The 24,892-nt window shown below is 67.8% G+C and carries 28 protein-coding genes; 9 read left to right on the plus strand and 19 right to left on the minus strand.

Annotated elements, in window-relative coordinates:
• Positions 1-14: 14 nt before the first annotated feature.
• The 5 genes from OG947_RS06310 to OG947_RS06330 form a co-directional block, all read right to left on the minus strand.
• Positions 15-848: an SDR family NAD(P)-dependent oxidoreductase gene (locus OG947_RS06310; RefSeq protein WP_328810332.1), complete on the minus strand. Its 834-nt coding sequence runs from the start codon at positions 846-848 to the stop codon at positions 15-17.
• Positions 842-2,608: an alpha/beta fold hydrolase gene (locus tag OG947_RS06315; RefSeq protein ID WP_328813366.1), complete on the minus strand. Its 1,767-nt coding sequence runs from the start codon at positions 2,606-2,608 to the stop codon at positions 842-844. The genes OG947_RS06310 and OG947_RS06315 overlap by 7 nt, the downstream gene beginning before the upstream one ends.
• Entirely contained in the window at positions 2,605-4,095 is a 1,491-nt protein-coding gene (locus OG947_RS06320; RefSeq protein WP_328813367.1) for a flavin-containing monooxygenase, read from the minus strand. Before OG947_RS06320 ends, OG947_RS06315 begins: the two co-directional genes overlap by 4 nt.
• Positions 4,095-4,619 (minus strand): thioesterase family protein, encoded by a 525-nt coding sequence (locus OG947_RS06325; RefSeq protein ID WP_235578830.1) that lies wholly within the window; start codon positions 4,617-4,619, stop codon positions 4,095-4,097. Before OG947_RS06325 ends, OG947_RS06320 begins: the two co-directional genes overlap by 1 nt.
• Positions 4,620-4,758: 139 nt before the next feature.
• Positions 4,759-5,346 carry a TetR/AcrR family transcriptional regulator gene (locus tag OG947_RS06330; RefSeq protein ID WP_328813368.1) on the minus strand — a complete coding sequence of 196 codons (588 nt, stop codon included), beginning with the start codon at positions 5,344-5,346 and terminating at the stop codon, positions 4,759-4,761.
• 111 nt (positions 5,347-5,457) lie between these two features.
• Here OG947_RS06330 and OG947_RS06335 point away from each other — a divergent pair, with 111 nt between their 5' ends.
• From OG947_RS06335 to OG947_RS06350, 4 genes are all read left to right on the plus strand, one after another.
• Positions 5,458-6,096 carry a VOC family protein gene (locus OG947_RS06335; protein WP_328813369.1) on the plus strand — a complete coding sequence of 213 codons (639 nt, stop codon included), beginning with the start codon at positions 5,458-5,460 and terminating at the stop codon, positions 6,094-6,096.
• A 25-nt stretch (positions 6,097-6,121) separates the two neighbouring features.
• Positions 6,122-7,048, plus strand: a complete 927-nt coding sequence (locus tag OG947_RS06340; protein ID WP_222639691.1) for a fumarylacetoacetate hydrolase family protein — start codon at positions 6,122-6,124, stop codon at positions 7,046-7,048.
• The gene (locus tag OG947_RS06345; protein ID WP_328813370.1) at positions 7,045-8,826 is read left to right on the plus strand and encodes an FAD-dependent monooxygenase; all 1,782 of its coding nucleotides are present in this window, start codon (positions 7,045-7,047) and stop codon (positions 8,824-8,826) included. Before OG947_RS06340 ends, OG947_RS06345 begins: the two co-directional genes overlap by 4 nt.
• Positions 8,827-8,897: 71 nt before the next feature.
• Positions 8,898-9,626, plus strand: a complete 729-nt coding sequence (locus OG947_RS06350; protein WP_328813371.1) for an SDR family NAD(P)-dependent oxidoreductase — start codon at positions 8,898-8,900, stop codon at positions 9,624-9,626.
• Between the two features lies 1 nt (position 9,627).
• Here OG947_RS06350 and OG947_RS06355 read toward each other — a convergent pair whose 3' ends face one another.
• The 7 genes from OG947_RS06355 to OG947_RS06385 form a co-directional block, all read right to left on the minus strand.
• Positions 9,628-10,194, minus strand: a complete 567-nt coding sequence (locus OG947_RS06355) for a hypothetical protein (RefSeq protein ID WP_027504369.1) — start codon at positions 10,192-10,194, stop codon at positions 9,628-9,630.
• A gap of 79 nt (positions 10,195-10,273) precedes the next feature.
• Positions 10,274-10,630, minus strand: coding sequence for a cyclophilin-like fold protein (locus OG947_RS06360; RefSeq protein ID WP_328813372.1), 357 nt, complete (start codon positions 10,628-10,630; stop codon positions 10,274-10,276).
• Positions 10,631-10,767: 137 nt separating this feature from the next.
• Positions 10,768-10,941 (minus strand): hypothetical protein, encoded by a 174-nt coding sequence (locus OG947_RS06365; RefSeq protein ID WP_235578792.1) that lies wholly within the window; start codon positions 10,939-10,941, stop codon positions 10,768-10,770.
• The gene (locus OG947_RS06370; protein WP_328813373.1) at positions 10,938-11,102 is read right to left on the minus strand and encodes a hypothetical protein; all 165 of its coding nucleotides are present in this window, start codon (positions 11,100-11,102) and stop codon (positions 10,938-10,940) included. Before OG947_RS06370 ends, OG947_RS06365 begins: the two co-directional genes overlap by 4 nt.
• 111 nt (positions 11,103-11,213) lie before the next feature.
• Positions 11,214-11,504 (minus strand): YrhK family protein, encoded by a 291-nt coding sequence (locus tag OG947_RS06375; protein WP_328813374.1) that lies wholly within the window; start codon positions 11,502-11,504, stop codon positions 11,214-11,216.
• A 9-nt stretch (positions 11,505-11,513) separates the two neighbouring features.
• Positions 11,514-11,660, minus strand: coding sequence for a hypothetical protein (locus OG947_RS06380; protein ID WP_197027715.1), 147 nt, complete (start codon positions 11,658-11,660; stop codon positions 11,514-11,516).
• A gap of 70 nt (positions 11,661-11,730) precedes the next feature.
• Positions 11,731-12,786, minus strand: coding sequence for an NAD(P)-dependent alcohol dehydrogenase (locus tag OG947_RS06385; RefSeq protein WP_328813375.1), 1,056 nt, complete (start codon positions 12,784-12,786; stop codon positions 11,731-11,733).
• A 110-nt stretch (positions 12,787-12,896) separates the two neighbouring features.
• On the opposite strand from OG947_RS06385, the gene OG947_RS06390 reads away from it, so the two are divergent.
• On the plus strand, positions 12,897-13,469 hold the full coding sequence (locus OG947_RS06390; protein WP_056446518.1) for a TetR family transcriptional regulator: 573 nt from the start codon (positions 12,897-12,899) through the stop codon (positions 13,467-13,469).
• A gap of 16 nt (positions 13,470-13,485) precedes the next feature.
• Here OG947_RS06390 and OG947_RS06395 read toward each other — a convergent pair whose 3' ends face one another.
• Complete coding sequence (locus OG947_RS06395) at positions 13,486-14,211, minus strand: YoaK family protein (protein ID WP_328813376.1); 726 nt, start codon at positions 14,209-14,211, stop codon at positions 13,486-13,488.
• A 207-nt stretch (positions 14,212-14,418) separates the two neighbouring features.
• Between OG947_RS06395 and OG947_RS06400 the strand changes: the two genes are divergently transcribed.
• Positions 14,419-15,372: a manganese catalase family protein gene (locus OG947_RS06400; RefSeq protein ID WP_027504374.1), complete on the plus strand. Its 954-nt coding sequence runs from the start codon at positions 14,419-14,421 to the stop codon at positions 15,370-15,372.
• 60 nt (positions 15,373-15,432) lie between these two features.
• Here OG947_RS06400 and OG947_RS06405 read toward each other — a convergent pair whose 3' ends face one another.
• The 6 genes from OG947_RS06405 to OG947_RS06430 are packed head-to-tail and all read right to left on the minus strand — an operon-like array spanning position 15,433 to position 21,588.
• The gene (locus OG947_RS06405) at positions 15,433-16,563 is read right to left on the minus strand and encodes an NAD(P)/FAD-dependent oxidoreductase (RefSeq protein ID WP_328813377.1); all 1,131 of its coding nucleotides are present in this window, start codon (positions 16,561-16,563) and stop codon (positions 15,433-15,435) included.
• The gene (locus OG947_RS06410; protein WP_328813378.1) at positions 16,560-16,757 is read right to left on the minus strand and encodes a ferredoxin; all 198 of its coding nucleotides are present in this window, start codon (positions 16,755-16,757) and stop codon (positions 16,560-16,562) included. Before OG947_RS06410 ends, OG947_RS06405 begins: the two co-directional genes overlap by 4 nt.
• Complete coding sequence (locus tag OG947_RS06415) at positions 16,754-17,956, minus strand: cytochrome P450 (RefSeq protein WP_328813379.1); 1,203 nt, start codon at positions 17,954-17,956, stop codon at positions 16,754-16,756. Before OG947_RS06415 ends, OG947_RS06410 begins: the two co-directional genes overlap by 4 nt.
• Complete coding sequence (mhpA, locus tag OG947_RS06420; protein ID WP_328813380.1) at positions 17,946-19,493, minus strand: bifunctional 3-(3-hydroxy-phenyl)propionate/3-hydroxycinnamic acid hydroxylase MhpA; 1,548 nt, start codon at positions 19,491-19,493, stop codon at positions 17,946-17,948. Before mhpA ends, OG947_RS06415 begins: the two co-directional genes overlap by 11 nt.
• Positions 19,490-20,425 carry a fumarylacetoacetate hydrolase family protein gene (locus tag OG947_RS06425; protein WP_027504379.1) on the minus strand — a complete coding sequence of 312 codons (936 nt, stop codon included), beginning with the start codon at positions 20,423-20,425 and terminating at the stop codon, positions 19,490-19,492. The genes mhpA and OG947_RS06425 overlap by 4 nt, the downstream gene beginning before the upstream one ends.
• Positions 20,422-21,588: a VOC family protein gene (locus OG947_RS06430; RefSeq protein ID WP_328813381.1), complete on the minus strand. Its 1,167-nt coding sequence runs from the start codon at positions 21,586-21,588 to the stop codon at positions 20,422-20,424. The genes OG947_RS06425 and OG947_RS06430 overlap by 4 nt, the downstream gene beginning before the upstream one ends.
• A gap of 233 nt (positions 21,589-21,821) precedes the next feature.
• Here OG947_RS06430 and OG947_RS06435 point away from each other — a divergent pair, with 233 nt between their 5' ends.
• The 3 genes from OG947_RS06435 to OG947_RS06445 all read left to right on the plus strand — a co-directional run bounded on the left by OG947_RS06435 (position 21,822) and on the right by OG947_RS06445 (position 24,857).
• Positions 21,822-23,039 (plus strand): MFS transporter, encoded by a 1,218-nt coding sequence (locus tag OG947_RS06435; RefSeq protein ID WP_328813382.1) that lies wholly within the window; start codon positions 21,822-21,824, stop codon positions 23,037-23,039.
• A gap of 27 nt (positions 23,040-23,066) precedes the next feature.
• Positions 23,067-23,729: an SDR family NAD(P)-dependent oxidoreductase gene (locus OG947_RS06440; RefSeq protein ID WP_328813383.1), complete on the plus strand. Its 663-nt coding sequence runs from the start codon at positions 23,067-23,069 to the stop codon at positions 23,727-23,729.
• Positions 23,730-23,810: 81 nt separating this feature from the next.
• Positions 23,811-24,857: an NAD(P)-dependent alcohol dehydrogenase gene (locus tag OG947_RS06445; RefSeq protein WP_222639720.1), complete on the plus strand. Its 1,047-nt coding sequence runs from the start codon at positions 23,811-23,813 to the stop codon at positions 24,855-24,857.
• Positions 24,858-24,892: the final 35 nt, after the last annotated feature.

Below are 24,892 nucleotides of genomic sequence, written 5' to 3' on the forward strand. Positions count from 1 at the left end.
CCTGCCTGTCCGGTTCACGAGCGTCGCACATCCCGAGCAGCGAGCGCACGAATCCGCGGGGCTGCTGCTCGACTCCGCGCAGTGAACGGTGCCGTCGGGAGCGCGGCACGGAGGACGAGGAGGACGCGGCCGGCTCTCGGGTACACCATGCGCGACGACCGCCGCTCCAGCGCGCGGACGATGTGCGGAACGATGTCGTCGACGGGGCTGACCGCACCGAACGGGCCGGGAAGGGCGGCGAGCAGGGCCGCGAACGCGGGCTGCGCCATCTTTCCCGTGACCATCGACGTGTCGATCCATCCCGGGTGCAGGGATCCGACGCGCACCCCGGTGCCGCTGAGTTCCAGTCGCAGGGCGTTCGCGAACGCTTCCAGCCCGGCCTTCGCCGCGGCGTAGCCCGAGTGGCCGGGCTGATGAGCGAAGGACGCCCAGGAACACGTGAAGGCGATGTGGCCGCGCGAGACCAGGACAGCCGGGAGCGCGGCCCGCACGATGTTGTGGGCACCGACCAGGTTGATGTCGATCATGCGCTTCCACGCTCCGTCGGGCAGAAGGTCGAGCGGACCGTACTCCGACACACCGGCATTGGCCCACACGATGTCGACCCGCCCCCGCTCGGCGACGACGGTGTCGATCACTCGGCGGCAGGCATCGGCGTCCCGGACGTCGAGCACGTGGGTGTCGCACGGGCCCGTCAGCGACCGCGCGGTGCGGGTCAGACCGCCCTCGTCCACGTCGAGCAGGACGACGATCGCACCGAGGTCCGAGCACCGCCGCGCCGTTGCGGAACCGATGCCTCCGGCCGCGCCCGTGACGACGAGGACCTGGCCGTCGAGGTTGCTCACCATTCGACTCTCCCCTGTGACGTGGGCGGGAGGTCGACGACCGCCAGCGCGGATTCGGTGATGCTTCCGAGAATCAGCTGCGTGCCGCGTCGGACCACGCTGGTCGCCATCGAGTACTCGGGAGATGCCGACTGCAGGTCGTGCACGACCGTGCCGCCGGAGTCGAGAGCGATCACCCACGTCGTGGACTCGCCCTGTCGCACACTCTCGGGGAGGCGGTACGCGAACCTCCGGACGATGCCGGGGAGCTGCGCGACCCGATCGTGCAGTGTGCTGCGCGGCGTCGCCAGGGCCACCCACAGAAGGTCACCGTCGACCGAGACGTTGTCGGGGAAGGCCGGCAGGTTGTCGGCGACGACATGCGGCGGTCCGGCGTGACCGTCGACGAGGGGGTACCGCAGTACGGCGAAGTCGCCTGTCGAGATCACGGTGACGGAATCCTCGTCGTCCGAGACCGCCAGCCCGTTGGCGAACTGGACACCGTCGACGAGCGTGCGCGCGGCGCCGTCGGGCGACACCACCGCCAGCCGGCCCGTGCCGGAGTGCTCGAGGAGATCGGCGAGGAAGTCGTGGAACCCGAACCGCCGGGTGGACACCGTGAAGTAGATGTTGCCCGACCGCCCCTGGACGATGTTCGACGCGAAGGTGATCGGTTCGCCGTCGAGTCGGTCGAGAAGGACGTCGACCACCCCGGTGCCGAGATCCACGCGGAGAACACCTCGTTCGGCATCGCACACCAGCAACGTGGCGTCGTCGACGACGGTGATGCCGAGCGGTCGACCTCCCGTGTGCGCGAGAGTCTCGACGCCGTGACCGGTGTCGTCGATGGTGACCCGGACGATGCGCCCGTCCTCCAGGCCGGTGAGTACTCGCCCCCGCGAGTCCAGCCTGACGTCCTCCGGCCCGCGGCCCGGTAGTTCGAGACGCCGGATCGACGCCACCGGCTCCCTGCTCGTCACCTGCCGTGCTCGGGCCGGCGCGCTCGGTGGAGTCCACCGGACCGGGCGTAGTCGCGGAGCCACCGTGGAAGTGGGTCGGACGGCCTCGCTCGGGTGCGCGTCGCCGGCGATCACGGCGGCCACGGCACCGGCCGAACTCCACGGGGCACCGTGCCCCTCGCGCCGCAGCGGATACGCGGTGGTGCGCGGGCCGCCTGCACTGTCGGCCATCGCGGCCGGATCCACACGTCGGTCGTTCAGGCCGTACACCAGTGAGACCGGGACGGACAGTCTCGACAGTCGTTCTCTCAGCGGCGCTTCGGTCACGTAGTGGTCGATCGCCGTCGAGGACGCGCGGAACCGGCGCAGTCCCGTCGCGACGAGGTCCCGCACCGCGAACTCGGGAACCGGACCACCGGGAGCGAACGCCGACGCGAGACCGGACCGGAGCCTGCGCTCGGGCAGCATCGTCCACACCGCGGCGCCGAGGACCGGCACACCGAGAACCATCTCGGAGACACCTCTGGCCGTCAGCCGACTCGCCGTGGTCGGCGGAGTCGCGACCAGCACCAGACGGGTCACGAGGCCCGGGAACTGCTCCGCCAGGGACGTGGCGACGAGTCCGCCGCGCGAGTGCCCCACCACGACAGCGGGACCGATGCCGGCGGCCCGGACCGCCCGGGCGATGTCGAGGGCGTCCTGCTCGATCGACGCGGTACCCGCGATCTCGGGCGCGAGCACCGTACCGGTGAGCAGCAGTCGAACGCGATCCCAGATCGCAGGCGACCCGCCGAGTCCGTGCAGGAGGACGACGGGCTCGCTCATCGCGGCACCGCGTCCGCGTGGACCGCGTGGTGCTTCTCGTCGAATCGCGTGGCACGGCGTCGATACCCGAGGATGCTGCCCGGCCAGAGATTGCTGTTACGGCCGGCGGGGTCGAGGTACCAACTCGAGCACCCACCGCTCGTCCACACCGTCCCGTCGGTGAGGTCGTCGATGTCGGTCGAGTACTCGGCCTGCGCCCGGGCGGTCGGCTCGATGGAACCGCGTGCGGTCATCGCACGACGCATCGCCTTCTCGATGTATGCGATCTGAGACTCGAACATCAGGATCACCGACGTGTGGCCGAGTGCGATGTTCGGTCCGTGCATCAGATAGAGATTCGGGAATCCCGCGACGGTCGTTCCCAGGTAGGCCCGCGGACTGTCGCCCCACGTGTCCGCCATCGATCGACCCGACCCGTCGAAGACACTGTCCGTCAGCGGAAGTCGACTGGTGTCGAACCCGGTGCCGAAGATGACGGCGTCCACCTCGTGCGCGGTGCCGTTCGTGTCGATCACTCCGGTCGGAGTCACGGTCGCCACGCCCGCCGTCTCGACGGACACGTTGGGTTGCGCCAGGGCCGGGTAGTACTCGTCGGACAGCAGGATCCGCTTGCAGCCCATCCGATAGTCCGGTGTGAGTTTCTGCCGCAGAACAGGATCGCTCACGGCATGCGCGAGGTGCGCACGACCCTCGCGCTCCCCGATCGCCATCAATGCAGGATGGCGGAAGGCCAGGAGCTTCACCTCCCGCTCGAGGTAGATGGCCGCGCGCGCAGCACGCTGGTATCCGGGAACCGACTTCAGCAGGGTCCGCGTGCGTGCGGAGATGGGCTTGTCGTCGCGCGGCATCACCCACGGTGCCGTGCGCTGGAACAGGGTCAGGGACTCCACCAGCGGTTGGATTCTCGGGACGAACTGGATCGCGGAGGCACCGGTACCGACGACGGCGACGCGCATACCCGTCAGATCCGTGTCGTGGTCCCACTGCGACGAGTGGAACATCGGACCCGCGAAGGACTCGATGCCGTCGACGGCGGGGAGAGAGGGGTCGGCGAGGGACCCCGTGGCGAGAACGACGTGATCCGCGGTCGACGTCCCGCGCGGCGTCTCGAGAGTCCACCGCGCCGCGCTCGCGTCCCAGGTGAGGGACGTGACCGGGCACTGAGTACGGAGTCGCGGGAGCAACCCGTGGTCCCGCGCGACCCGGTCGAGGTACTCGCGGATCTCGGGCTGCCGTGCGTAGGTGTGACGCCACCGGTGGCTGGGAGCGAACGAGAACGAATAGAGGAGGCTCTGGACGTCGCACGCAGCACCCGGATAGTCGTTGTCGCGCCACACCCCGCCGAGCGTCGCCGCCCGCTCGAAGATGACGACGCTTCCCTGGTGCAACGGTGCCAGCCCGATCGCTGCTCCGACTCCCGCGAAACCCGAGCCGATGACCGCCAGCGTGTGGTGGTCGGAACTCGTGGTGGTCCCGGACGATGTCATCACTGACCCTCTTTCCCTGCGTGGTGGTGACGGGCGAACTCCGACCATTCCGCGACTGCTGTCGGGATGCGGTCGGGCAGCACGAACGTGCCGTCGAGAGCGAGGATCCGCGCCGGCGGCACCGACCCGCCGCCCCGATCGGTCAGTCGGACGGACACCACCGCGGTGGCATGGTCGACGTCGCGAATGTGGAAGACCTGCTCGAAGTACAGGTTCTTGGCATCGGTACCGATCAGACGGGTCCGCACGCGATACGCACGCGGGAAGGTCAGCGAGCGCCGGTAGGTGATGCTCTGCGCCGTGACGACGGGACTCCAGCCCCGCACGCGGAACTGGTGCCACAGACCGGTTCTCGCGTAGTACGCGATGCGGGCCGCGTCCAGAACGGACAGGTACCGGCCGTTGGTCATGTGCATCAGGATGTCGAGATCCGCCGGGAGTACGCGGAACCGTGTCTCGAGAGGATCACCCACTCGCGCCGTCCGTCCGAACGAGTGCATGCGGAGGACCCAGCGCAGCATCATGATCACGGGCCACTCCTCGCCGGACGACGGTATCGATCACTCGAGTGTGGCCTTCGGGAGCGTCGCGCACGATGGCTGTCGCGACACGGCGCCGCACGATGCGTTGTGCACGTGCCCACCGCCGCGAGGGATGCGCGCGTCAGTGCCCGGTGACCACGCCGAAGGCTCTCACCACGAGGTCCACGACGTCGTCGAGCGACAGGTCGTCGCGCTCGACGTACTCGTCGGCCGCCCGGTCGAGGAATCCCGTCCAGGCGACGACCGCCGTCTGCATCACCGGAGTCAGGGGCTGCTCCAGTCCGACGATGTCCGCCACCTGACGCGCGCCTGCCGCACGTGCCTCGCGGAGTGCCCGTTCGACGGCCGGATCGCCCAGCACGCCCTCGACGACGACGCGGACGTACAGCGTCCGATGGTTCTCCAGGAACTCGATGTGCCGTCGGACGAAACCGTCGAGGCGTTGCTCCGGAGTCTGCTCGTCCGCCCTCGGACTCTGGTGATGCACCAAGCGCGACAACACGTCTGCGAGCGCCGCAGCCACCAGGCCCTGCTTGTCGGTGAAGTAGTAGAACAGCAACCCGTGTGCCACGTCGGCCCGCCGGGAGATGGCGGCCGCGCTGATGTCCGCGTCGCCGCCCTCGCTCATGAGGGCGATGGCCGCATCGATGAGTGCCTGTCGACGATCCCGTCGCGGACGACGCGCGCCGTCGGGGGGTTTCGCGGACATGGCACCGAGGGTAGTGCACCCCGCCCTGCACCTCGAGCACGAGTCAATTTCTTGACTGACAGTCAAAGTGCTCGTAGCGTCGCGGTCACTTCCCCACGACGAGAGGCGACGATGAACGCGACGGGTGACCACACCGGCTCGGCCGGTCTCGGCAGGCACGGACCGGATCGCATCGCCCACTGGGTGGTGAAATCGACTCGCACCGACGAGATGGTGCGGTGGTACGGCACGGTCTTCGGGGCGCAGGTCGCGTATCAGGACGACGAGATCACGTTCCTGACCTGGGACGACGAGTCGCACCGCCTGGCGATCATCGCCGTGCCCCCGGTTCTGCGGCTTCTCTTCCCGCTCGCGAGGCTCAAGCGCAAGGTCTACGGCATCGACCACATCGCGCTGACCTTCACGTCCCTCGAACGGCTGCTCGAGAACTACGTGCGGTTGAAGCGCCAGGGCATCCGCCCGGTCTGGTCCATCAACCACGGCCCGACCATCTCCCTCTACTACGAGGATCCCGACGGCATCCGACTCGAGTTCCAGGTGGAGAACTTCGACCCGGATCACACCGCGGCGTTCTTCTACAGCGACGAGTTCGCCCGCAATCCGATCGGCGTGAACATCGACCCGGACTACCTGCTGAGCCGACTGCGCAACGGCGATTCGCCGAAGGAGCTGCGGCGGCGGGAGGCCGGGACCAGGCCGGGCCGACCGGTCGTGGCGAACAAGAAGACCATCTCGTTCCGTACCTTGTGATCCCTTCTCGAGAAAGCGAATCACCATGCCCGTGAACATTGTTCGCACTGCCGAGGGATGGTGGCGCCTGCACGGTGAGACCGCGGCCCGGATCGACACCACGGCCGACACCACCCGTGATCTGCTCGCCGATCGTGCGGCCGTCGAGAGCGCACACGGCGAGGACGCCGTCGTGGCGGATCTCGACGTCCTCTCGCCGATCACCGCACCGTGCCGCGTCGTGGCTCAGTTGCTCAACTACCGGTCGCACGCGCTGGACATCGGAGCCGACCCGGCAACGCTGTACCCCACGTTCTTCCGGAAATCGTCGGCCTCCATCAGCGGCCCCAACGACCCGATCCGCCAACCCGCCGAGGTCGCCCTGCTGGATCACGAGATCGAGCTGGGCATCGTCATCGGGGCGGACGTCCCTGTCGGGACCACGGTCACGCAGGACACCCTGCCGCACTACGCCGCGGGGGTGGTCGTGGCCGACGACGTGTCGGCGCGCGAGATCCAGCTGACCCGCGTCCAGGTCTACGAGAGCAAGTCGTATCCCACCTTCACGCCACTCGGCCCGCGACTCGTCCTGTTCGACGCAGCAGACTGGGCGCGGCTCCCCGAGTTGCACATGACCCTGTCCGTCAACGGCGACGTCCGTCAGGATCAGACCATCGGCGATGACCTGATCACGCCACCCGCCGAGGCACTCACCCGCCTGTCTCGTTTCCAGTCCCTCTCCGCAGGAGACGTTCTCCTGACGGGCACGCCGGTCGGAACCGCCATCTCCGCCCCACCGAAGATCGTGCAGAAGATCGGCGAACTCCTTCCGCCGGCGGTCAAGTGGAAGATCTTCTTCGCTCGACAGGCGCGCAATCCCCATTACCTCTCCGTCGACGACGTCGTGACCGCCACCATCCGCACGGCCGACGGCACCATCGATCTCGGCACTCAGCGGACCGTCGTCCGATGACGACTCCGGTGGTGATCGTCGGCGCGGGACCGGCAGGCGCCACAGCCGCACTGCTGTTGGCTCGCAGGGGTATCCGCACCGTTGTCCTGGAGCGTCGAGCCACGCCGCTCTTCCATCCGGCCGCACACGTGATCAATGCCCGCACGCTCGAGATCTGGCACGAGTACAGCCCCGATCTCGCGTCGGTCATCGCGTCGATGTCGCCTCCGCACGACGAGGTGAACCTCATCAGTTGGTTCGGCGGCATCGGCGACGGCCCCATCGGGTCCATCGACCTGCTGTCCGATCCCGAGCGGAAAGCAGTCGTCGAGAGCCAGAGCCCGTACATGGTCTCGCACATCGGACAGCACCTGCTCATGCCCGTGCTGTGGAACGCGCTGGACGAGGACCCGCTCATCGACTTCCGCCGCGGCGTCACGGTTCTGGATGTCGAGTCCACACCCGAGGTCGCCCGAGTGCGAACGCGCAGTGGAGATGACGACGGAGAGCTGACCGCTCGGTACGTCTTGGGGTGCGACGGGGCCAACAGCCCTGTTCGCGATGCCAGTGGAATCGACCTCGACGGGCCGGTCCTGGCGAACATGGGCAGCGCGTTCTTCACCTCGCACACGCTGTTCCCGGACGACGCTCGTCCACTTCTGAGCTGGATCTACACGCCGGATCTGTGCGGCGTACTGATCTCGCACGCCGATCACCGGTACATCCTCATGACGGCCTACCTGCACCCGGCCCAGGAGATCGCCGCGAACAGCCGCCAGTTCTGGGCCGACATGTTGCCGAAGGTGCTCGGTGACAAAGACTTCGAGCTGGAGTCGACCGGCACCTGGGTGATGACCTCGCAGACCGCGGACTCGTTCCGCCGCGAGCGGCTCCTGCTCCTCGGTGACGCTGCGCATCGGTTCCCGCACACCGGCGGCTTCGGCCTGAACTCCGGGGTGCAGGACGCGCACAATCTCGCGTGGAAGCTCGACGCGGCGCTGTCCGGCACTGCCTCTCCCACTCTGCTCGACACCTACGAGACGGAGCGCCGACCGGTGGTGGAGAAGTTCGCGGAACAGAGTGTGGCCAACCATTTCCGGCTCGACGACATCGGTGGACGCATCGGCATCACCAACAGGATGCTCGCGGTCGCGACCCGTGTCGCGGCACGTGCACCGCTCGTGTCGCTCCCCGACCGGCTCGTCGCGCCGATGGCCACGGCGATGATGCGTCGGCAGATGCGTCGAGCGCGGCGACTGCATCCTCGGGCTCCGGGTTCGACGGCACTGCGCGGGCAGATCGCGGAGGCGTTGCCCGGTCAAATCGAACACTTCGTCTCCACCGGTCTGCAGTTCGGCTATCTGCACACGAGCGACCTCGTCGCCGACGACGACTCTGCAGTGCGGCCGCCCGAGGACGTGGTCGACTATCTCCCCACCACCTACCCCGGCGCCCGGCTTCCCCACGCGATGATCTCGACGCGCGGGCTCACCACGGGTATCCACGACGTACTCCACCGGACCTCGTTGACCCTCCTCGCCCTCGACGACGACGGGTGGGAGAACGAGCTCGGCACTCACCGCATCGTGGGCCCGGGCGTCGTGGTGGCCCCCGTCGACGCACCGGATCCCGCAGACCGACGTCGACTGATCGACCTGCTGGAGGTCGGCGAGAAGGGAGCCGTGCTGGTCCGCCCGGACGGGCACGTGGCCTGGCGTACGACCTCGCCGGCGTCGTCGGGTGTGGCCGAGTTGACGAGATTCCTCGAACGCTGGCGCCAGCACTATCCGATGCGGTGACAGCGGCATGTCGAGGGTTCCGCGCTCCGATTCCTTCGGCACGACCGGAACCGACGGGGTTGACTGTGCCCATGACTGACACGAGGGTCGCCATCGTGACCGGCGGTGGACGCGGGATCGGACGGGCCATCAGCCTGGCCCTGGCCCGCGCCGGGTGGGACGTGGTGATCGGCTACCACTCCGACGCGGACTCGGCCGACGCCGTCGGCGCGGACATCCGAGCCCTCGGTCGCCGTGCGTTGTGCTGCGCGGTCGACATCGTCGACGAGGATTCCGTCGCCGCGTTCTTCGCGGCAGCGGAGGCGTTCGGGCCGGTGACCGGGGTGGTGAACAACGCCGGCGCGGCCACCGCAGTGGGGCGGCTCGAGGACAACGACCTCGCGGCGATCCACCGGGACCTCGACGTCGACCTCTTCGGAGTGATCGTCTGCTGCAAGTTCGCGCAGGCAGCACTCATGAGACAGGGCGGTGGATCGATCGTCTCGATCTCGTCCGCGGCCGCGACGCTCGGAAGTCCGTCGAGGTACGTCCACTACGCGGCAGCGAAAGCCGGAGTCGACGCACTGACACTCGGACTGTCGAAAGAACTTGCCCCCGCGATCCGCGTGAACGCCGTGTCGCCCGGCACGATCTGGACCGACTTCCACCAGGAGCCGGACCGGCCCGCGCAGGTCGCCCCGACGGTGCCGCTCGGTCGAGCGGGCACCGTCGACGACATCGCGGGAGCCGTCGTCTGGCTCATGTCCGAGGACGCGAGTTACGTGACGGGTGCGGTGCTCCGGGTGGCCGGTGGACTGTGAACTACCTGCGGTGCGGACCCACCTTGTTCTCCGAGTTCTCGTAGTCCCCCCGGTAGAGGCGATTGCTGAACGGCTTCTCGTTCACGGGGATCTCGATGAGCCAGTCGTGCTCACGGATGTCACGCGGCCGATACGACCCCTTGAACGTCACGGTCACCGCGCCACCGCGTTCCGCAGCGGCCTCCTCGGTGGCCTCGCGACCGGTGTTGAACGTCTCGGCGAGGTCGCGGCCGTCGTTGCCGACGATGATGGTCCCGTCGTGCACGAACTGGACGAAGGTGCCGTTCGTGGCCGCTGCGGTTCCGGCGACGGCCGACCCCAACTCCGGGTTCAGTTCGGCGACGAAGTCGGGGGTGCCCGGCGCGGCCTCGCGGTCGTCCGCTCGTACGTCCGCGTGGCGGGCCGGTGCGGGCGCGAGGGTGACGTACTGGCCGAGGGCACTGTGGCGTCCGCGATCGACGATGTCCCAGACGTGCGAACTCGAGGTGACCTTCACCCTCCCGTCGTGGAAGACGGTGACGCGGTCGGCGCCGTTGCTCAGAATCGTGCGCTTCGCGTTGGGGGGCATCCGGTAAGTATGCGCCCCGGGACCGTCCGCACTCACGCTCGGCTCCGAAGACATGGGCCCGTGGTGAGGCCAGGCGCGATCAGTCGGCCGACGTGATGGTCACCGTCACCGTGCCACCGAGCGCACCGACCACGCCGACTCCCGACGGGTCCATGGTCCCGAGTACGACGATGCCGGGGAAGAAGCTCTGATCGCCGTAGTACAGAACGACGTCGTTCGACGGCGCGTAGTACCCGATGTCGCCGGGATCGGGATCCGCCCCTGAGGGAGACCCGTCCGTGCTCAGCACCGCCGGCAGCGGACCCGTCTTCTCCACGCCGCCGTGATCCGACATCTCCACCGTCACGGGCAGAAGTGCCGCGAGATCGCGGGCCGCCACACTGTCGTTCAGCGTTCCGATCACCGTGGTGCCCTCGACGTCGATCGCGATGCGCATCGTCTCTCCGTTCCGTTCTGCGGCGGTCGGCCGCGTGGTCGTCGGTGACGAGGCAGCCGCACCGACGGTGTCGCTCTCAGCCGAGCAGCCGGCGAGCAGAGAGACTGCGGACGCGAGGGCAATCGCTCCGCGGCGCGTCATCCACGCTCGTAGGTGGCCCGGAAGCCGTCGGCAGGATCGCTCGGTGTCGGAACGAGAGTGTCACCGTCCACCTCGTGAGCACGATGAAGGGTCTGCCCGATGAGATCGCGCGCCAGAGCCGACTCCACCGAGATCGTGAAGGTCCCCGAGGTTCCGTCGGACTCGGTCACGAGATCACCGTGGAACGACTCGTACCCCTGCAGGATCGAACGCCGAGCCCGGTCATGCGCCACTCCCCGACCAGCGGGCTCGCCTCCTCCGACGCCGTCCACGCCGCGCCCAGTGCGGGCACAGCGACCGCCTGCGCGGCAATCACGAACGGTCTCTTCACGGTTGGTACCTCGTCACGTCGGAGGGGTGGTCTGGCCCCACCAACGCTAGAGACGTGATCGCACGCGAGGGAGTCCCTACGAGGGCACCCTTTGCGGTCTCCCGACGACACTCAGAAGTCGAGGCTGTCCACTCCGTCGGAGCCACCACGTACTCGCCGAATGTGCACCCGTCGAACGAGGCGGATGACAGGCCGGACGAGCAACTCGATGCTCCCGACAAGGAAGAGGACTGTTCCGAGCTCGGTGGTCGACTCACTGAAGGACAGCACACTGCCCGCGATGAACCACACCGCGATCGCGATGTCGTTGACGATGCTGACCACTTCCCACCGCTGACGGACGATCAACTCGTCGTGTCCGATGGTGAGTGTCAGCGTCTTCCCGCTGGTGTCGATACCCACGGTCGCCGATCAGGAGTCGGTGTTCGCATCCCCGGGGTGCGGCACGTTCTCCTCGTCGACGTACGCGGTGTGCTCGGTGTCCTGCTCGTGCTCGCGCGGTCCGTCGTTGCTTCCGGCGGCGGGCACGGCGTCCGCAGCATCACTGGGCATCGTCATCGCGGGGTCCTGCTCTCTGATCGGTGGTCGGGTCACGCCCTGAATGCCCCGCGCCCCGATTCCGCAACCCTCAGGCGGGTGTGCCGTCGCCGACCAGATCACCCATGTCGAGCACGAACCGGTAGCGCACGTCTCCGGCCTCGAGGCGAGCGAGAGCGATGCCGACGAGGGCCGACGGCAGCACCTCCACCTGCGCGGTGATGCCGTGGTCGCCGCAGAAGTCGAGCATCTCCTGCGTGTGCCGGCGACCACCGCTGCCGGACGAGCTCACCGATTTGCGACCGACCAGGAGATCCACCGTCTCGATCGAGACCGAGCCGAGGTGGCCCACCAGACAGAGGGTTCCGTCGAGCGCCAGGCTCGCGAGGTACGGCTGCGGATCGTGAGCGACCGGGATGCAGTCGACGACGAGATCCAGTCCGCCCTGCACCGCCGCCATCGCGGCGTCGTCGGTCGACAGTACGGTGTGGTGAGCACCCAGTTCCCGCGCCTCCTCCGCCTTGGCCGACGAGGTGGTGAACACGGTGACCTCGGCGCCCAGCGCCGCCGCGAATCGCACGGCGAGATGACCGAGGCCACCGATTCCGGCAACACCGACTCGAGAGCCGGGACCGATGTTCCAGCGGCGCAACGGCTCCCACACCGTGATGCCCGCGCACATCAGGGGAGCGACCGCGGCCGCATCGAGGCCTTTCGGCCGGTGGTAGACGAACCGATCCCGCACGACGTACTCCGCCGAGAAGGCTCCTGCCGTCGTCGATCCGTCGACGCGGTCCCGCCCGCCGTAGGTGAGGGTGGGGAACTCACGGCAGTAGTTCTCCTGCCCCGCAGCGCACATGTCGCACACGTCGCACGAGTCGACGATGTTGCCGACGGCCACGGGGTCCCCAGGGGCGAAGTCCGTGACGCCGCTGCCCACGTCGAGCACCGTTCCGACGAACTCGTGGCCCGGGGTGAGCGGGAAGGACCCCGCGTCGTCCCGGAGCGCGTGCAGATCGGAATGGCACACACCGCAGTGGCTCACGAGCACGGCGACGTCGTCGGCCCGCAGGTCCCGTCGCTCCACCGAGTCCCGGATCAACGGGGCTCCGGGTGCGGATGCGCTGTAGGCGGCCACGGTTCTCACTGGATGTCCCTTCGACGTGGACCGGTCGGTGGCAACCAACTGGTTAGTTGGAAGCGTAACTGAGAACGATCGAAGTGACCAACCGGTTGGTCACTGCGTAGGCTCGACCCATGGGTGACGCCGCCGAGACGAGACGACGAATACTCCGTGCAGGGACGGCCGAGTTCGCCGAGCACGGCATCGCGGGGGCGCGCGTCGACCGCATCGCTGCGAACGCCGCCATCAACAAGTCGCAGATCTATGCGTACTTCGGCAGCAAACAGGCACTGTTCGACGCGGTCTTCGACAACCGGGTGGACGTCGACATGGCGGACGTCCCGCTCGACGCGGACGACCTGCCCGGATACGTCGCGGCCCTCTACGACATGTACCTCGGCGATCCCGAGCTGGTGCGCCTGGTGACCTGGGCGCGGTTGGAGCGGACTCCGATCGGCCCCCTCTTCGCGCACCGCGAGGATGCCGGTCGCGCCGAGTTGGACGCCATCCGCGACGCACAGAAGCGGGGCACTCTCGTCGACGACGTCGCGGCGGAGGATCTCTGGTCGATGCTGGTGTCGCTCGCCGCCACGTGGGCGCAGTCCGCGATCGTCCACACCGCGCACGCGGGTGAGAGCGCGTCCGACCACGATCGCCGACGAGCAGCACTGGCAGCGACAGCGCGGAGGGCGTTCCACGCGATCTGAGCCGACGAGGCACCTGTCAGCCGAAGACCGTCTGTCGTTCGGTGTGGGTGAAGGTGAAGATCGTGGCACCGAAGCTGAACAGCGCGGCGAGCAGGAGCACCTGGGGACCGGTGATGACAACGCCGATGAAAGCGCCGATCGCACCGCCGAGCGAGAACGACCCCAGCAGCATGAGGTAGCAGAGCCAGTCGTAGCGGGTTCCGCCACCGCACAGATGGCGTTCGATTCCCTGCCCCAGCTTGACCAGCGTTCCGGTGACATAACTCAGCGGAATGTAGGTCTCCTCCTTCTTGGTGAAGGCGGTGTTCAACGCGCCGAGCGCGAAAGCGATGAGAAGGATCGGATAGAAGTTCACGTCGGCGGACGACCACCCGGACAGTGCGATGTCGATCGACCCCGCCACCGCGAGCGCGATCGTCGTCACCACGGTGGCACCGTGCGGATGGTTCGACCAATACTTCCGTCGGCAGATCGACGCGATGACCACGCCGAGCAGGAACGATCCCATCAGAGCCAGTGCGGCCCAGGGAGATGCGCCCGGAGCCACCTCCTTGCCGGCGGGCTCACCGAAATGGCCCACTACCGCGCGTTCGGTATTTCCCGTCATGAAGGTGACGAAGTATCCGGCGGAATGCAGAAATGCGACGGCGCCGACCATCCCGGCGAGGCCCGACAGAATCCAGGACAACCGGGCTTCCGGGCCGACTGCTGTGTCACGGCTGATCGCCACAGGTGAGGTCATACCTGTCATTCTCCGGACGGAATGTGCTCGGACGGCTCCGTGAGGCGTGTATCACAGAACAATAAAGATGCTTAACACCAGTGAAATGTGGTGGGTCACAACAGCGTTCTTCGAAGGCTGGAACAACACCGAAGGATTGAGGGTGGTCAGGCTCGGGGCACCCGTGCTGCGTGGGCGGCAGTTCCGCCCCACGCCTGAGGAGGCCCCATGTATCTGCACGTACAGAAGCTGATCCACGACATCGTTCCCGACGAGCCCGATCCCGCCGCAGCGAACGCGCTGCAGGAGGGCCTCGGTGGTCAGTTCGGCGAAATGCGCACGATGATGCAGTACCTGTTCCAGTCGATGAACTTCCGCGGCGCCGCAGCCAAGCCCTACCGGGACCTGATCCAGGGCATCGGTACCGAGGAGATCAGTCACGTCGAACTCATCGGCACCACCATCTCTCGCCTGCTCGACGGGTCGCCGCGATACCAGGGCAAGCAGAACGATCCGCTCGACACACCGGGCGCGGGCGGCGCCGTGCCGCTGAACATCGCCCTGTCCGAGGGCAACATCCACCACTACCTCGTCGGTGCTCAGGGCGCGATGCCCGTCGACTCGGTGGGCAACCCGTGGAGCGGCAGTTACGTCTACAACTCGGGCAACCTCGTGCTCGATCTGCTGTACAACCTGATGCTCGAATCGACGGGCCGCCTGCAGAAGTGCCGCATGTACGAGATGACGGACAACAAGACCGCCCGGTCCACCATCTCCTACCTCATCGTTCGGGACCAGGCGCACGAGAACGGCTACGCGAAGGCACTCGAGACACTGGGTGTCGACTGGAAGAAGACGCTGCCCATTCCGAAGACGAACGCCGAGCAGTTCCCCGAGGTGAAGAAGCTCGTGGAGATGGGCCTGCAGAGCAAGCAGTACACCTTCGACCTCACCGGCGCGTCCGAGGCGGGCCGTATCTACCAGGGCATGTCGCCGTCGAAGGACGGAACGGATCTCGACGCGAGCGAACAGGCGCCGGCGGGTGCACCCCTCGACATCGCGCCCGAGCGACCGGAGGAGTTCGCACCCGGGCTCGATCCGGAGCTCATGGAGCTGATCCAGCAGACCGCAGAGATGGAGATGGCCGACATCGACGCCACGTTCGGCGAACTCGGGAAGTGATCTGACAGTTCACCGATGCGGCACTGCGCGACTCTCGTTCGCGCAGTGCCGCATCGGTGATCACGACACCATGCGTCGCAACAACCCGACAGCCTTCTTCATCCCGTAGGCCACGACGGTCCTGCGACCGTCGTCGTGCGTCCACTCGAGGAGAGCCGAGCCGTCCTTCACCGATCCCTCCAACACGGTGGGTGCACCGACGAGAGGCAGCGGACCGACGACCTTGATGGACAATCCCAGTACCTCGGTCCAGAAGTGGTCGTCCGTCGGTGCGCACCGGGCCGGCACATCCAACACCGATGCCGCGGCGACCCTGCCCTGCGCGATCGCAGTGGACCAGAACGGGGTACGGCGAACCCGGCCGTTCTCGTCCGAGCCACGAGTGACGTCTCCCGCAGCGAACACTCCCGGCACCGCGGTCGCACAGCGGTCGTCGATGTCCACGCCGCCGCCGTCACCGATCCCGCTGCCGTCGAGCCAGTGCGTGCCGGGGACCTCACCGACACAGCTGACCACGAGATCGGCCGTCGACTCGATGCCGTCGATCCGGACCCCACCCACCGGATCGCCGATCAACTCGACGGGCCGGTCCACCCGGCGGACGTCGACCGAGCGTGCAGCCGCCCGTGCGGTGATCGCCTCGGACAGGAACGGGCCGAGTATCCGCTGCAACGGCGGATCCACGTCGATGACCGTGACCGAAACATCGCGTGCCGCACAGGCACTCACCACTTCCATCCCCAGGAACCCTGCGCCGACGACGATCGCGGACGTCGCATTCTCCAGCCGCTCCCGCAGCAGACGAGCATCGGCAAGGCTGCGCACCACCAGCTCACCGCTCTGGTCGGGTGCAGCCAGTCTGCGAGCGTCCGCCCCCGTCGCCACGATGAGAGCGTCGTACGGAACGTCGTCACCCTCCGCGAGAGTGATCACTCGTCGCCCGACATCGACTCCGGTCGCCAGCGCGGTGACGGCGGTCAGGTCGAGATCGGACAGGTCCCAGACATCGGACGCACCGATGCCCTCCGCGAGAACGCGTTTGGACAGCGGCGGCCGGGCATAGCAGCCGTCGGGATCGCATCCGATCATGGTGATCGGACCGTCGTGACCCAGCGCTCGGAGTTCACGTGCGGCGGTACATCCGGCGATGGAATCACCGACGATCACCACCCGGCGTGCGGCACCGCTCACGCGCGCTCACGCAGCGCCGCGACCGGACAGACACTCACGGCGGATCGAGCACCGGGTACCAACTCGTCCGGGACGTCCGCGCCGTCGTAGGCATGGTGCAGCTCGCCCTCGCCGTCGAGGCTGAACACCTCCGGCGCCTGCTCTGCGCAGATGCCGTGTCCCTCGCATCGATCCCAGTCGACATCGACGATCATGACGATCTCCTCTCTGCTGCGACCAACCTCAGTGGGAGGCGGTCGAATCGGTGGATGACGTTGTTCACCGCACGCGACGGTGTGCCCGTGAGTTCGATGCGCTCGACGCGCTCGGCCAGCACTCGCAGCATCGTGGACGCCTCGAGACGAGCGAGCCCCTGACCCGCGCATCCGTGCACGCCCGATCCGAAGCCGAGTTGACGGGACGCATCGCGGGTGATGTCGAAGGAGTCCGGGTCGTGCCACTCGCGGGGGTCACGGTTCGCCGACGCGTAGAGCACCAGCACTCGCGCGCCCCGAGGAATGATCGCGTCGCCGATGGTCTCCTGGCGCACCGCCCGGCGGGAGAACGCACGGATCGGCGACTCGTATCGCACGACCTCGTTGACCGCGTTGGGAATCAGGGACGGATCCTCGCGGACCGCCTGCCACTGGTCCGGATGGGTCGCGAACAGGTGCAGTGCACCGGAGATGGCGCCGATGGTCGTGTCCAGCGACGGTCCGAGGTAGTCGATCATCAACGCCGGGCACTGCGATCTCTCGATGCGCCCCTCGTCGGCCGCGGCGAGAACGTCCGCACCCATGCTGCCCGGCAGCACCGAGCGTTCACGGACCACCCGACGGGAGTAGGCCATCATCTCCGACGCTGCTCGGGTCGCCGTCACCGCGTGCCGGTTCAGGGGACCGAGCGCATCGAATGTCGCTCCGGCCCAGCGCAGCAGGTCGTCACGGCCGTCCTCCGGCCACCCGACGAGATCGGGAACGATCGACGTCGGGAGCGCGGTGGCCAGGTCGTCGACTCCGTCGATGCACTGCTGCGTCAGCGCCGCGTCGACGATCTGCTCGGCCTTGTCCTGCACCGCCGACGCCATCTTCCGGACGGCCTTCGGAGTGAGACGATGTGCGAGCACGGATCGCTTCAACGCGTGCTCGTCGCCGTCACTGTTGAGCGTCGTTCCACGACCGAGTCTGTTGGCGACGGGATTCAGCGCGACACCGTCGCCGGAGACGAACGTGCCGTCGTCGAGCAGCGTCGACTTGCATTCCGCGTAGCGCGTGATCGCGTGAACCTTCTGGCGAGTCAGCCACACCACCGGACCCAGAGCCCGCATCTCCGCATAGTGCGGGTACGGATCGAGAATGGCCGCGGTGGAGTAGATGTCCTCGGTGTAGCGAAGAAGTGCCGTGTCAGCTCTCATCGGCGCGTCCGATCGTGTTCGGGGGCAACGGGCTCGGCGACGGCGGTACAAGGGTGTGGAGGGCGGACAGTGACCGCGCGGTCGCCATCACGGTCCGGTCGGGACGGACCAGGGCCGCGGACACACGTCCGCCACGCAACCATCTGCCGTGGTCGGACCCGGGGCTGACCAGCAGGATCTCCGCGCCACGGCGCGTGATCTCCTGACGCTGAGCGGGTTCGGGCACCACGGCGGTGACCACCGTGAACCGATAAGGGGCGACGGCATCGAAGCGCACGCCGCGCTCCGTCGGTGCGTTCGGACACAACGTTCCCTCGAGCCGACGCGGCGACATCGACCCCCGTCGCACGAACGCCGACGGATGCAGGCGCGGGGTCGCGCTGTCCGTGACGAGGGAACTCAGACCGGGAACGCGCGTGAGCACCGGAAAGGCCCGGCGCCGCAGGCCGGCGACACGTTCGCCGCCGCCGTTCATCGCCCAGGCCACGGCGACGGCCTGGCGGATCATGGCCCGCGCGTGCGGCACTCGTTCCTGCTCGTACGTGTCGAGTGCCTGCTCGGGAAGGGTGCCGCGCAACACACCGGCCACCTTCCACGTGAGGTTGTAGGCGTCTCGCAGTCCGGCACCCATGCCCTGACCGATGAAGGGCGGTGTCAGATGCGCGGCGTCTCCCAGCAGGAAGACCCGTCGATCACGCCACCGGTCCGCGATCTGGGCACGGAAGGTGTACTCCGTGACCCGTACCAGCTCGAGATCGGCGTTCGGAGCGCCGCGTAGCCACGGATCGAGCAGGGGTGTGAGCGAGTCGAGATCCGAGTAGTCGTCGACGGTCTCGTGTTGCAGCAGCTCGAACTCCCACCGGTAGCGAGTGGCGCCGATGCGCATGAACGTTCCCGCGCGGTGTGGATCGCAGAGCTGATGCACCCCGTCCCACAGACCCGGGTCGACCGGGCTCGACACGTCGACGACAAGCCACCGCTGCTCGGGCGCCAGAGTCTCCATGGAGGTTCCGAGTGCGGCGCGAACAGCGCTGTTCGCACCGTCGCACCCGAGAACGACGTCCGCGGTGACGGCGCTGCGTTCACCCGTGGCGATGTCTCGCAAGACCACCTCCACGTGGTCCTTCATCGTGGCGACGTCGATGATCTCCACACCACCGCGAAACTCCACATGCGGGTCGCGTGTCATCGCCGTGCGCAGGATGCGCTCGAGTTCTGGCTGGTCGAACATGTTGGCCGGCGGGAAGCCGTGGGGGCGAGACTCCGGGTCACGCTCGAACTCGGCGATGGTGGCCATGTCCGAGTCGACCAGGCGCAGGCCGTGTCCGGGGCGAGAGATGTCGGTGAACGCGTCGGCGACGCCCAGATCGCCGAGGATGCGGTGCACCTCGTCGTCGAGGTGGACGGCACGCGGCTGCGGGAAGATGTCCTCCCACCGGTCGAGTACGAGGCACTCGATGCCGTGCCGACCGAGCAGTGAGGCCGCCACCATTCCGGTGGGTCCCGCGCCGACGACGACGGCCGGGTGGTGCGTCACGCGTACCGCACCGTCGTGCGCTGCATCCCCAGGTCGAGCATCGCGTCGTCGGTGGCGATGGTCACCTCCACCACGTCACCGTCCTGCAGGTAGGCCGGGTTGCTCGCCTGACGCTTGAAGAAGGTCTTCCACTTCACGGCCGGCGGCAGCAGAGCGCCGATGATCTCGATGGGCTTCGGTGGCGCCTTCAGGGCCGTGCCTCCCGGAGTGCCGGTCAGGATCAGGTCGCCCGGGTCGACACGCTGGAATCCCGTCAGGGTCCGCAACGCTTCCGTGGGTCGGTAGATCATGTCTCGCACCGTACTGTTCTGCCGGATCTCCCCGTTGACGCGCAGCATCAACCGCAGTTGCTCGAAACGATCGAGGTCGCCGTCCTCGAGAACCAGGAGGACGGGGCCGACGGGGGTGAAGGTCGGGTAGGACTTCGCCTCGTAGAACTGGGTCTTGGGCAGCTGGACGTCGCGGGCCGACACGTCGTTGGTGATCACCAGTGCCGCGATGTGGCGGGCGACCGTCGTGTCGTCGATCGTCGATCCGACGGGAAGGGTCGTCCCCACCACGAGCCCGATCTCCACCTCGTAGTCGAGCAGGGTGACATGGGCCGGACGGACGATGTCGGCGGTCGGTCCGCTGATCGACCCCGACGACTTCCGGAAGAAGGTCAGTGGCACCGTCTCCGGATTCATACCGGAATCCTTCACGTGCGACACGTAATTGGTCATCTGTGCCACCACTCGACACGGCGCGGTGACGGGCGAGACTAGCTCGAGCGATGCCACGGGGACGGTCTCGCCACCGGCAGCGGCAGCATCGACGGCCGACCGGTCTGCGAGCAGGTCCGCGGTGGTGGTCGCTGTGGTGTCCACCCGAACGGCACCCTCGCGGGTCTGCACCCACCATCCGTCGGCGGTGCGGAGAACGGCGATGCTCATGTCGAGGCTACTTTCATCAGGCCGAGAAGGCGTTCGGAGTCGAATTCGTTGTCGCTGCGCAGTCCGGTGAGGATGGATCGCAGTTCCGACAGGGACCGCTTGTTCGGTGCGATTCCCAGGAAGTCCTTGCTCGCGGGTGGTCCCCACTGCGCGAGACCGGACGCCGTCATCGGCGCCCAGCCAGGTTCGAGCGTGGCGTCGAAGCGGTCACCGTCGCTGAAGTGCTCGACGAGGAAGCCGTCCGGGTCGCGCCAGTAGTCGAAGATCTGACTGCCCTGAATGTGCCGACCGATCCCCCACGAGTGCCGGTAGCCGCGCTCGGTGAGATAGCGGCTCCCCGCACCGATGGCGTCGAGATCGCACACCTGGTATGCCGAGTGGACGTAGCGGTCCGACGGCCCCAGCGTCATCGCGAGCGTGTGGTGGTCGGTCGGTTCGGACCCCCGGTCGCAGCGGATGAAACTCATGACCGGTCCGCGGTGACGTTGCCCGTCGTAGTAGAGGAAATCGCTGACGATCAGGCCCAGGTGTTCGAGGTACCAGGTCAGGTTCTCCAGATAGCGCGTGCGCTGCAGCACCACGTGACCGAGCCGTTCCACGAGGGCGGGCTCGTGCGGTGGCCGCTGCGTGGCATTGGTGCGCGTGATCCCCGCATCGTCGAGCGCCCCGAAGTTGTAGTCGTGGGTGCGTTGACCCGGCAGTGGGCGACCGTCGTCGAGATCGGCGACCACCCGCACCGGCTGGCCGCTCGGATCCGTCACGGTCACCCCGATCCCCCCGATCGAGTCGGGCAGCCGCTCGACGCGATGACCCGTCGCGCGGGCGAGGCGCAGCACGTCGGCGGACTCGACGGCACGGAAGGCGGCACCGACGTAGGACGTCCGGCGCCCCTTGCGAATGATGACGCACGGCGCTCCGTCAGCCAGCCCGCGCAGATGCAACTCGTCGCCGGTCCGCACGGTGACTCCGAAGCCGAATGCTTCCGCGAACGTCTGCGCGCGGTCCAGGTCGGGCTTGCGGAACTCGAGCCAGGCGATGTCCTGGACCTTGATCACCGGGTTCATCGCACGACCGGGATGCTCACCCGGCAACGCACCCTGATCGACGTGCATCCCCTGATGCCCGTCGACGTCGCGAGTTCGGTGCGCGTGGTCGATCGTCATGGCCGCTCCTGAAGTAGATGATCACATCGTCACTCATGATCGGATCGCCCGTCAAGACTTTCTGATGAAATCATCACAAGGTTGGGTTCGAGTGGGAAGCACGGTGCTCGAGCGCTGACTCGTGTGCAGTGATCTGCGGTATCCGCGGATCACTGCACACAGGTGGCTCGGGCGCGAGAGGTTCCCTGCCAGGGTCTCGTTGCGCCGCGGGGACGTCGATAGCGTCGACGACCATGCCTTCCACCACCGAACGTCGACCGCTGCCCTTCCTCGTCTCCGTCCTGGCGATGGGCACGTTCCTCATGGGCACGTCCGAGTTCGTCGTGGCCGGGTTGCTGCCCGACATCGCCGGCGACCTGGCCATCGGGATCTCCGAGGCGGGTCTCCTGGTCACGGCATTCGCGATCGGCATGATCGCCACGCCGGCGGTGGCGGTGGCGGTGCTGCGAGTTCCCGAGCGCACGACGCTGCTGCTCTCGCTCGCCGTGTTCGCCGCCGGACATGTCGTCGTGGCACTCACCGACGAGCTCTCCGTCGTCCTCGTCGCCCGCTTCGTGACCGCGCTGGTGACGGGGGCGTTCTGGTCGATCGCAGCGTCCGTCGGTGCTCGAGTGTCCGGCCCGGACGACGCCGCGCGTGCCATCGGCATGGTCCTCAGCGGCGGCATCCTGGCGACCGTCATCGGCGTGCCCCTCGGGTCCGTCGCCGGTCAGCTCGTCGGGTGGCGCGGCCCGTTCTGGATCCTCGCCGGGCTGGCGCTGCTCGCGACCGTTCCCGTCGCTCGCATCGTTCCCGGCGGTCGCTCCGCCTCGACCACCGTCCCGCTGCGAGAGCAGACTGCGGCGCTGATGTCGCGGCGCCTGTGGGTGGTCATGGCTGCCTGCGTACTCGTCACCTCGGCCGTGATGTCCACCTACTCGTTCATCGCCCCGCTGCTGACGGAGCGCGCGGGCCTGTCCGCCGAACTCCTCCCGGTGGGTCTCGCGATCTTCGGCGTCGGGGCCGTCACCGGCACACTCGGCAGTGGCCGGCTCGCGGGCCGCGCGCCGTACGGGACTGCTCTGGGCGGTGGCATCGCCGTCGTGGCAGCACTCGCCCTGCTCGGCGCGGTGTCGGACCACGCCGCACCGGCGATCGCACTTCTCGCGATCGCCGGTCTCGCCGGTCTCGGCATGAACCCGGTCCTCATGTCGATGGCCGTCAGGTTCGCCGAGGGCGCACCCACCCTGGCCACGTCGCTGTGCACGTCCATGTTCAACCTCGGCACCGCGATGGGGAGTGCGGTCACCGCGCGGGCCATCGGCGTGTTCGGCCCGGCCTCGATCCCGGTCGTCGGCGCAGCGTTCGCCGCCGCGCTGCTCGTTCCGCTGGCTACCCTCGTGATCATGGCCAGGCCCGGACACAGCCACCGCGCCGGCACCACCCCGCAGCACGACGCGCTGGTGTCCTGACTTCCACTCGATCAGAGGAGTACGACCATGACCACGATCGCCATCATCGGTGCTGGTGAGGGACTCGGAGCCGCCGTCGCTCGCCGCTTCGGCCGCGAGGGGTTCTCGGTCGCCCTGATCTCACGAGAGCAGGGCAATGTCGACCGCATCGCCGACTCGCTGGGCGATGCCGGGATCACCGCCGCGGGCTTCCCGGCCGACGTCCGGAACCCCGAGTCCCTGACCACCGCGCTGGACTCGGCGGCCGAGCGACTCGGACCGATCGAGGTGCTGCAGTACAGCCCTGTCCCGGCAAGGGAATTCATGAAGCCGGTCCTCGAGACACGCGTGGCCGATCTCGTCGGTCCGGTCGAGGTCTCCATCTACGGACCCGTCACCGCGGTGAACTGGGCACTGCCGGGAATGCGGTCGCTGGGACGCGGCACCGTGCTGTTCGTGAACGGAGGCAGTGCAGTTCATCCCGGCGCGACCGTCGCCGGGACCTCGGTCGCCTTCGCCGGCGAGAGTGCCTACGCCCAACTGCTGCACGACGCACTCGCACCGGAGGGGCTGCACGTCGGCCAGCTGATCATTCCGCGGGGCATCGGCGCGGGTGAGCCGTCGCACGAACCGGACGCGCTCGCGGAACTACTGTGGACCATGCACACCGAGCGCGGTGAATTCCGCACGTTCGCAGCACCTCTGGACTGACCTTCTCGACGAGAGGTGCCCTGCGGGTACACCCTTCGTCAGGGACTCCCTCGACCGCCGATGCGGGTGTCGACTGGAGACATGACCACTCCCGTGAAGGCGTACGCCGCCACCGCAGCAGACGAGCCACTGTCTCCCTACACCATCGACCGCCGCGATGTCGGACCTCACGACGTCCGGATCGACATCGCGTTCGCCGGAATCTGCCACTCCGACATCCACACCGCCCGCGGCGAATGGGGCCCGGTTCCGTACCCCCTCGTCGTCGGCCACGAGATCGCGGGAATCGTGGCCGAGATCGGCTCCGAGGTCACGAAGCACGCGGTCGGCGACCGCGTCGGCGTCGGCTGCATGGTCGGCTCGTGCGGCGAGTGCGCCCAGTGCGTCAAGGGATTGGAACAGTACTGCCTCGTCGGCAACATTCAGACCTACGGCAGCACCGACCGCGACGGCACGGTCACTCAGGGTGGCTACTCGCAGCAGGTCGTCGTCACCGAGCACTTCGTCGTCACGATCCCCGAGGGCATCGAGCTCGACGCTGCGGCGCCGCTGCTGTGCGCCGGTATCACCACGTACTCACCGCTCCGCCACTGGGGCGCAGGACCCGGCAAGAAGGTCGCCGTTGTGGGGATGGGTGGACTCGGGCACATGGCCGTGAAGCTCGCGCACGCCATGGGAGCCGAGGTCACGGTCTTGTCGCAGTCGCTGGCGAAGCAGGAAGACGGACTACGTCTCGGCGCGGACCACTACTTCGCCACCGGCGATCCGGACACGTTCACCGAGCTCGCCTCCACGTTCGACCTGATCATCAACACCGTCAGCGCGTCGATCGATCTGAACGCACATCTGTCGCTGTTGGCCGTCGACGGTGCCATGGTCAACGTCGGCGCGCCGGCGGAACCACTCCCCCTGCACGTCTTCTCGCTCATCCCGCACCGCCGTACCTTCGCAGGATCCGCCATCGGCTCGATCGCGGAGACTCAGGAGATGCTCGACTTCTGCGCCGAGCATCGTCTCGGAGCCGAGATCGAGGTCATCTCCGCAGACAAGATCAACGATGCGTGGGAACGGGTGCTCGCCTCCGATGTCCGCTACCGGTTCGTCATCGACACGGCGACGCTGGCCTGACCGCGCGAGGGGTGTCATGACAGGGCCTCCCTCAT

This window comes from Rhodococcus sp. NBC_00297 (genome assembly GCF_036173065.1).
Classification (GTDB): domain Bacteria; phylum Actinomycetota; class Actinomycetes; order Mycobacteriales; family Mycobacteriaceae; genus Rhodococcoides.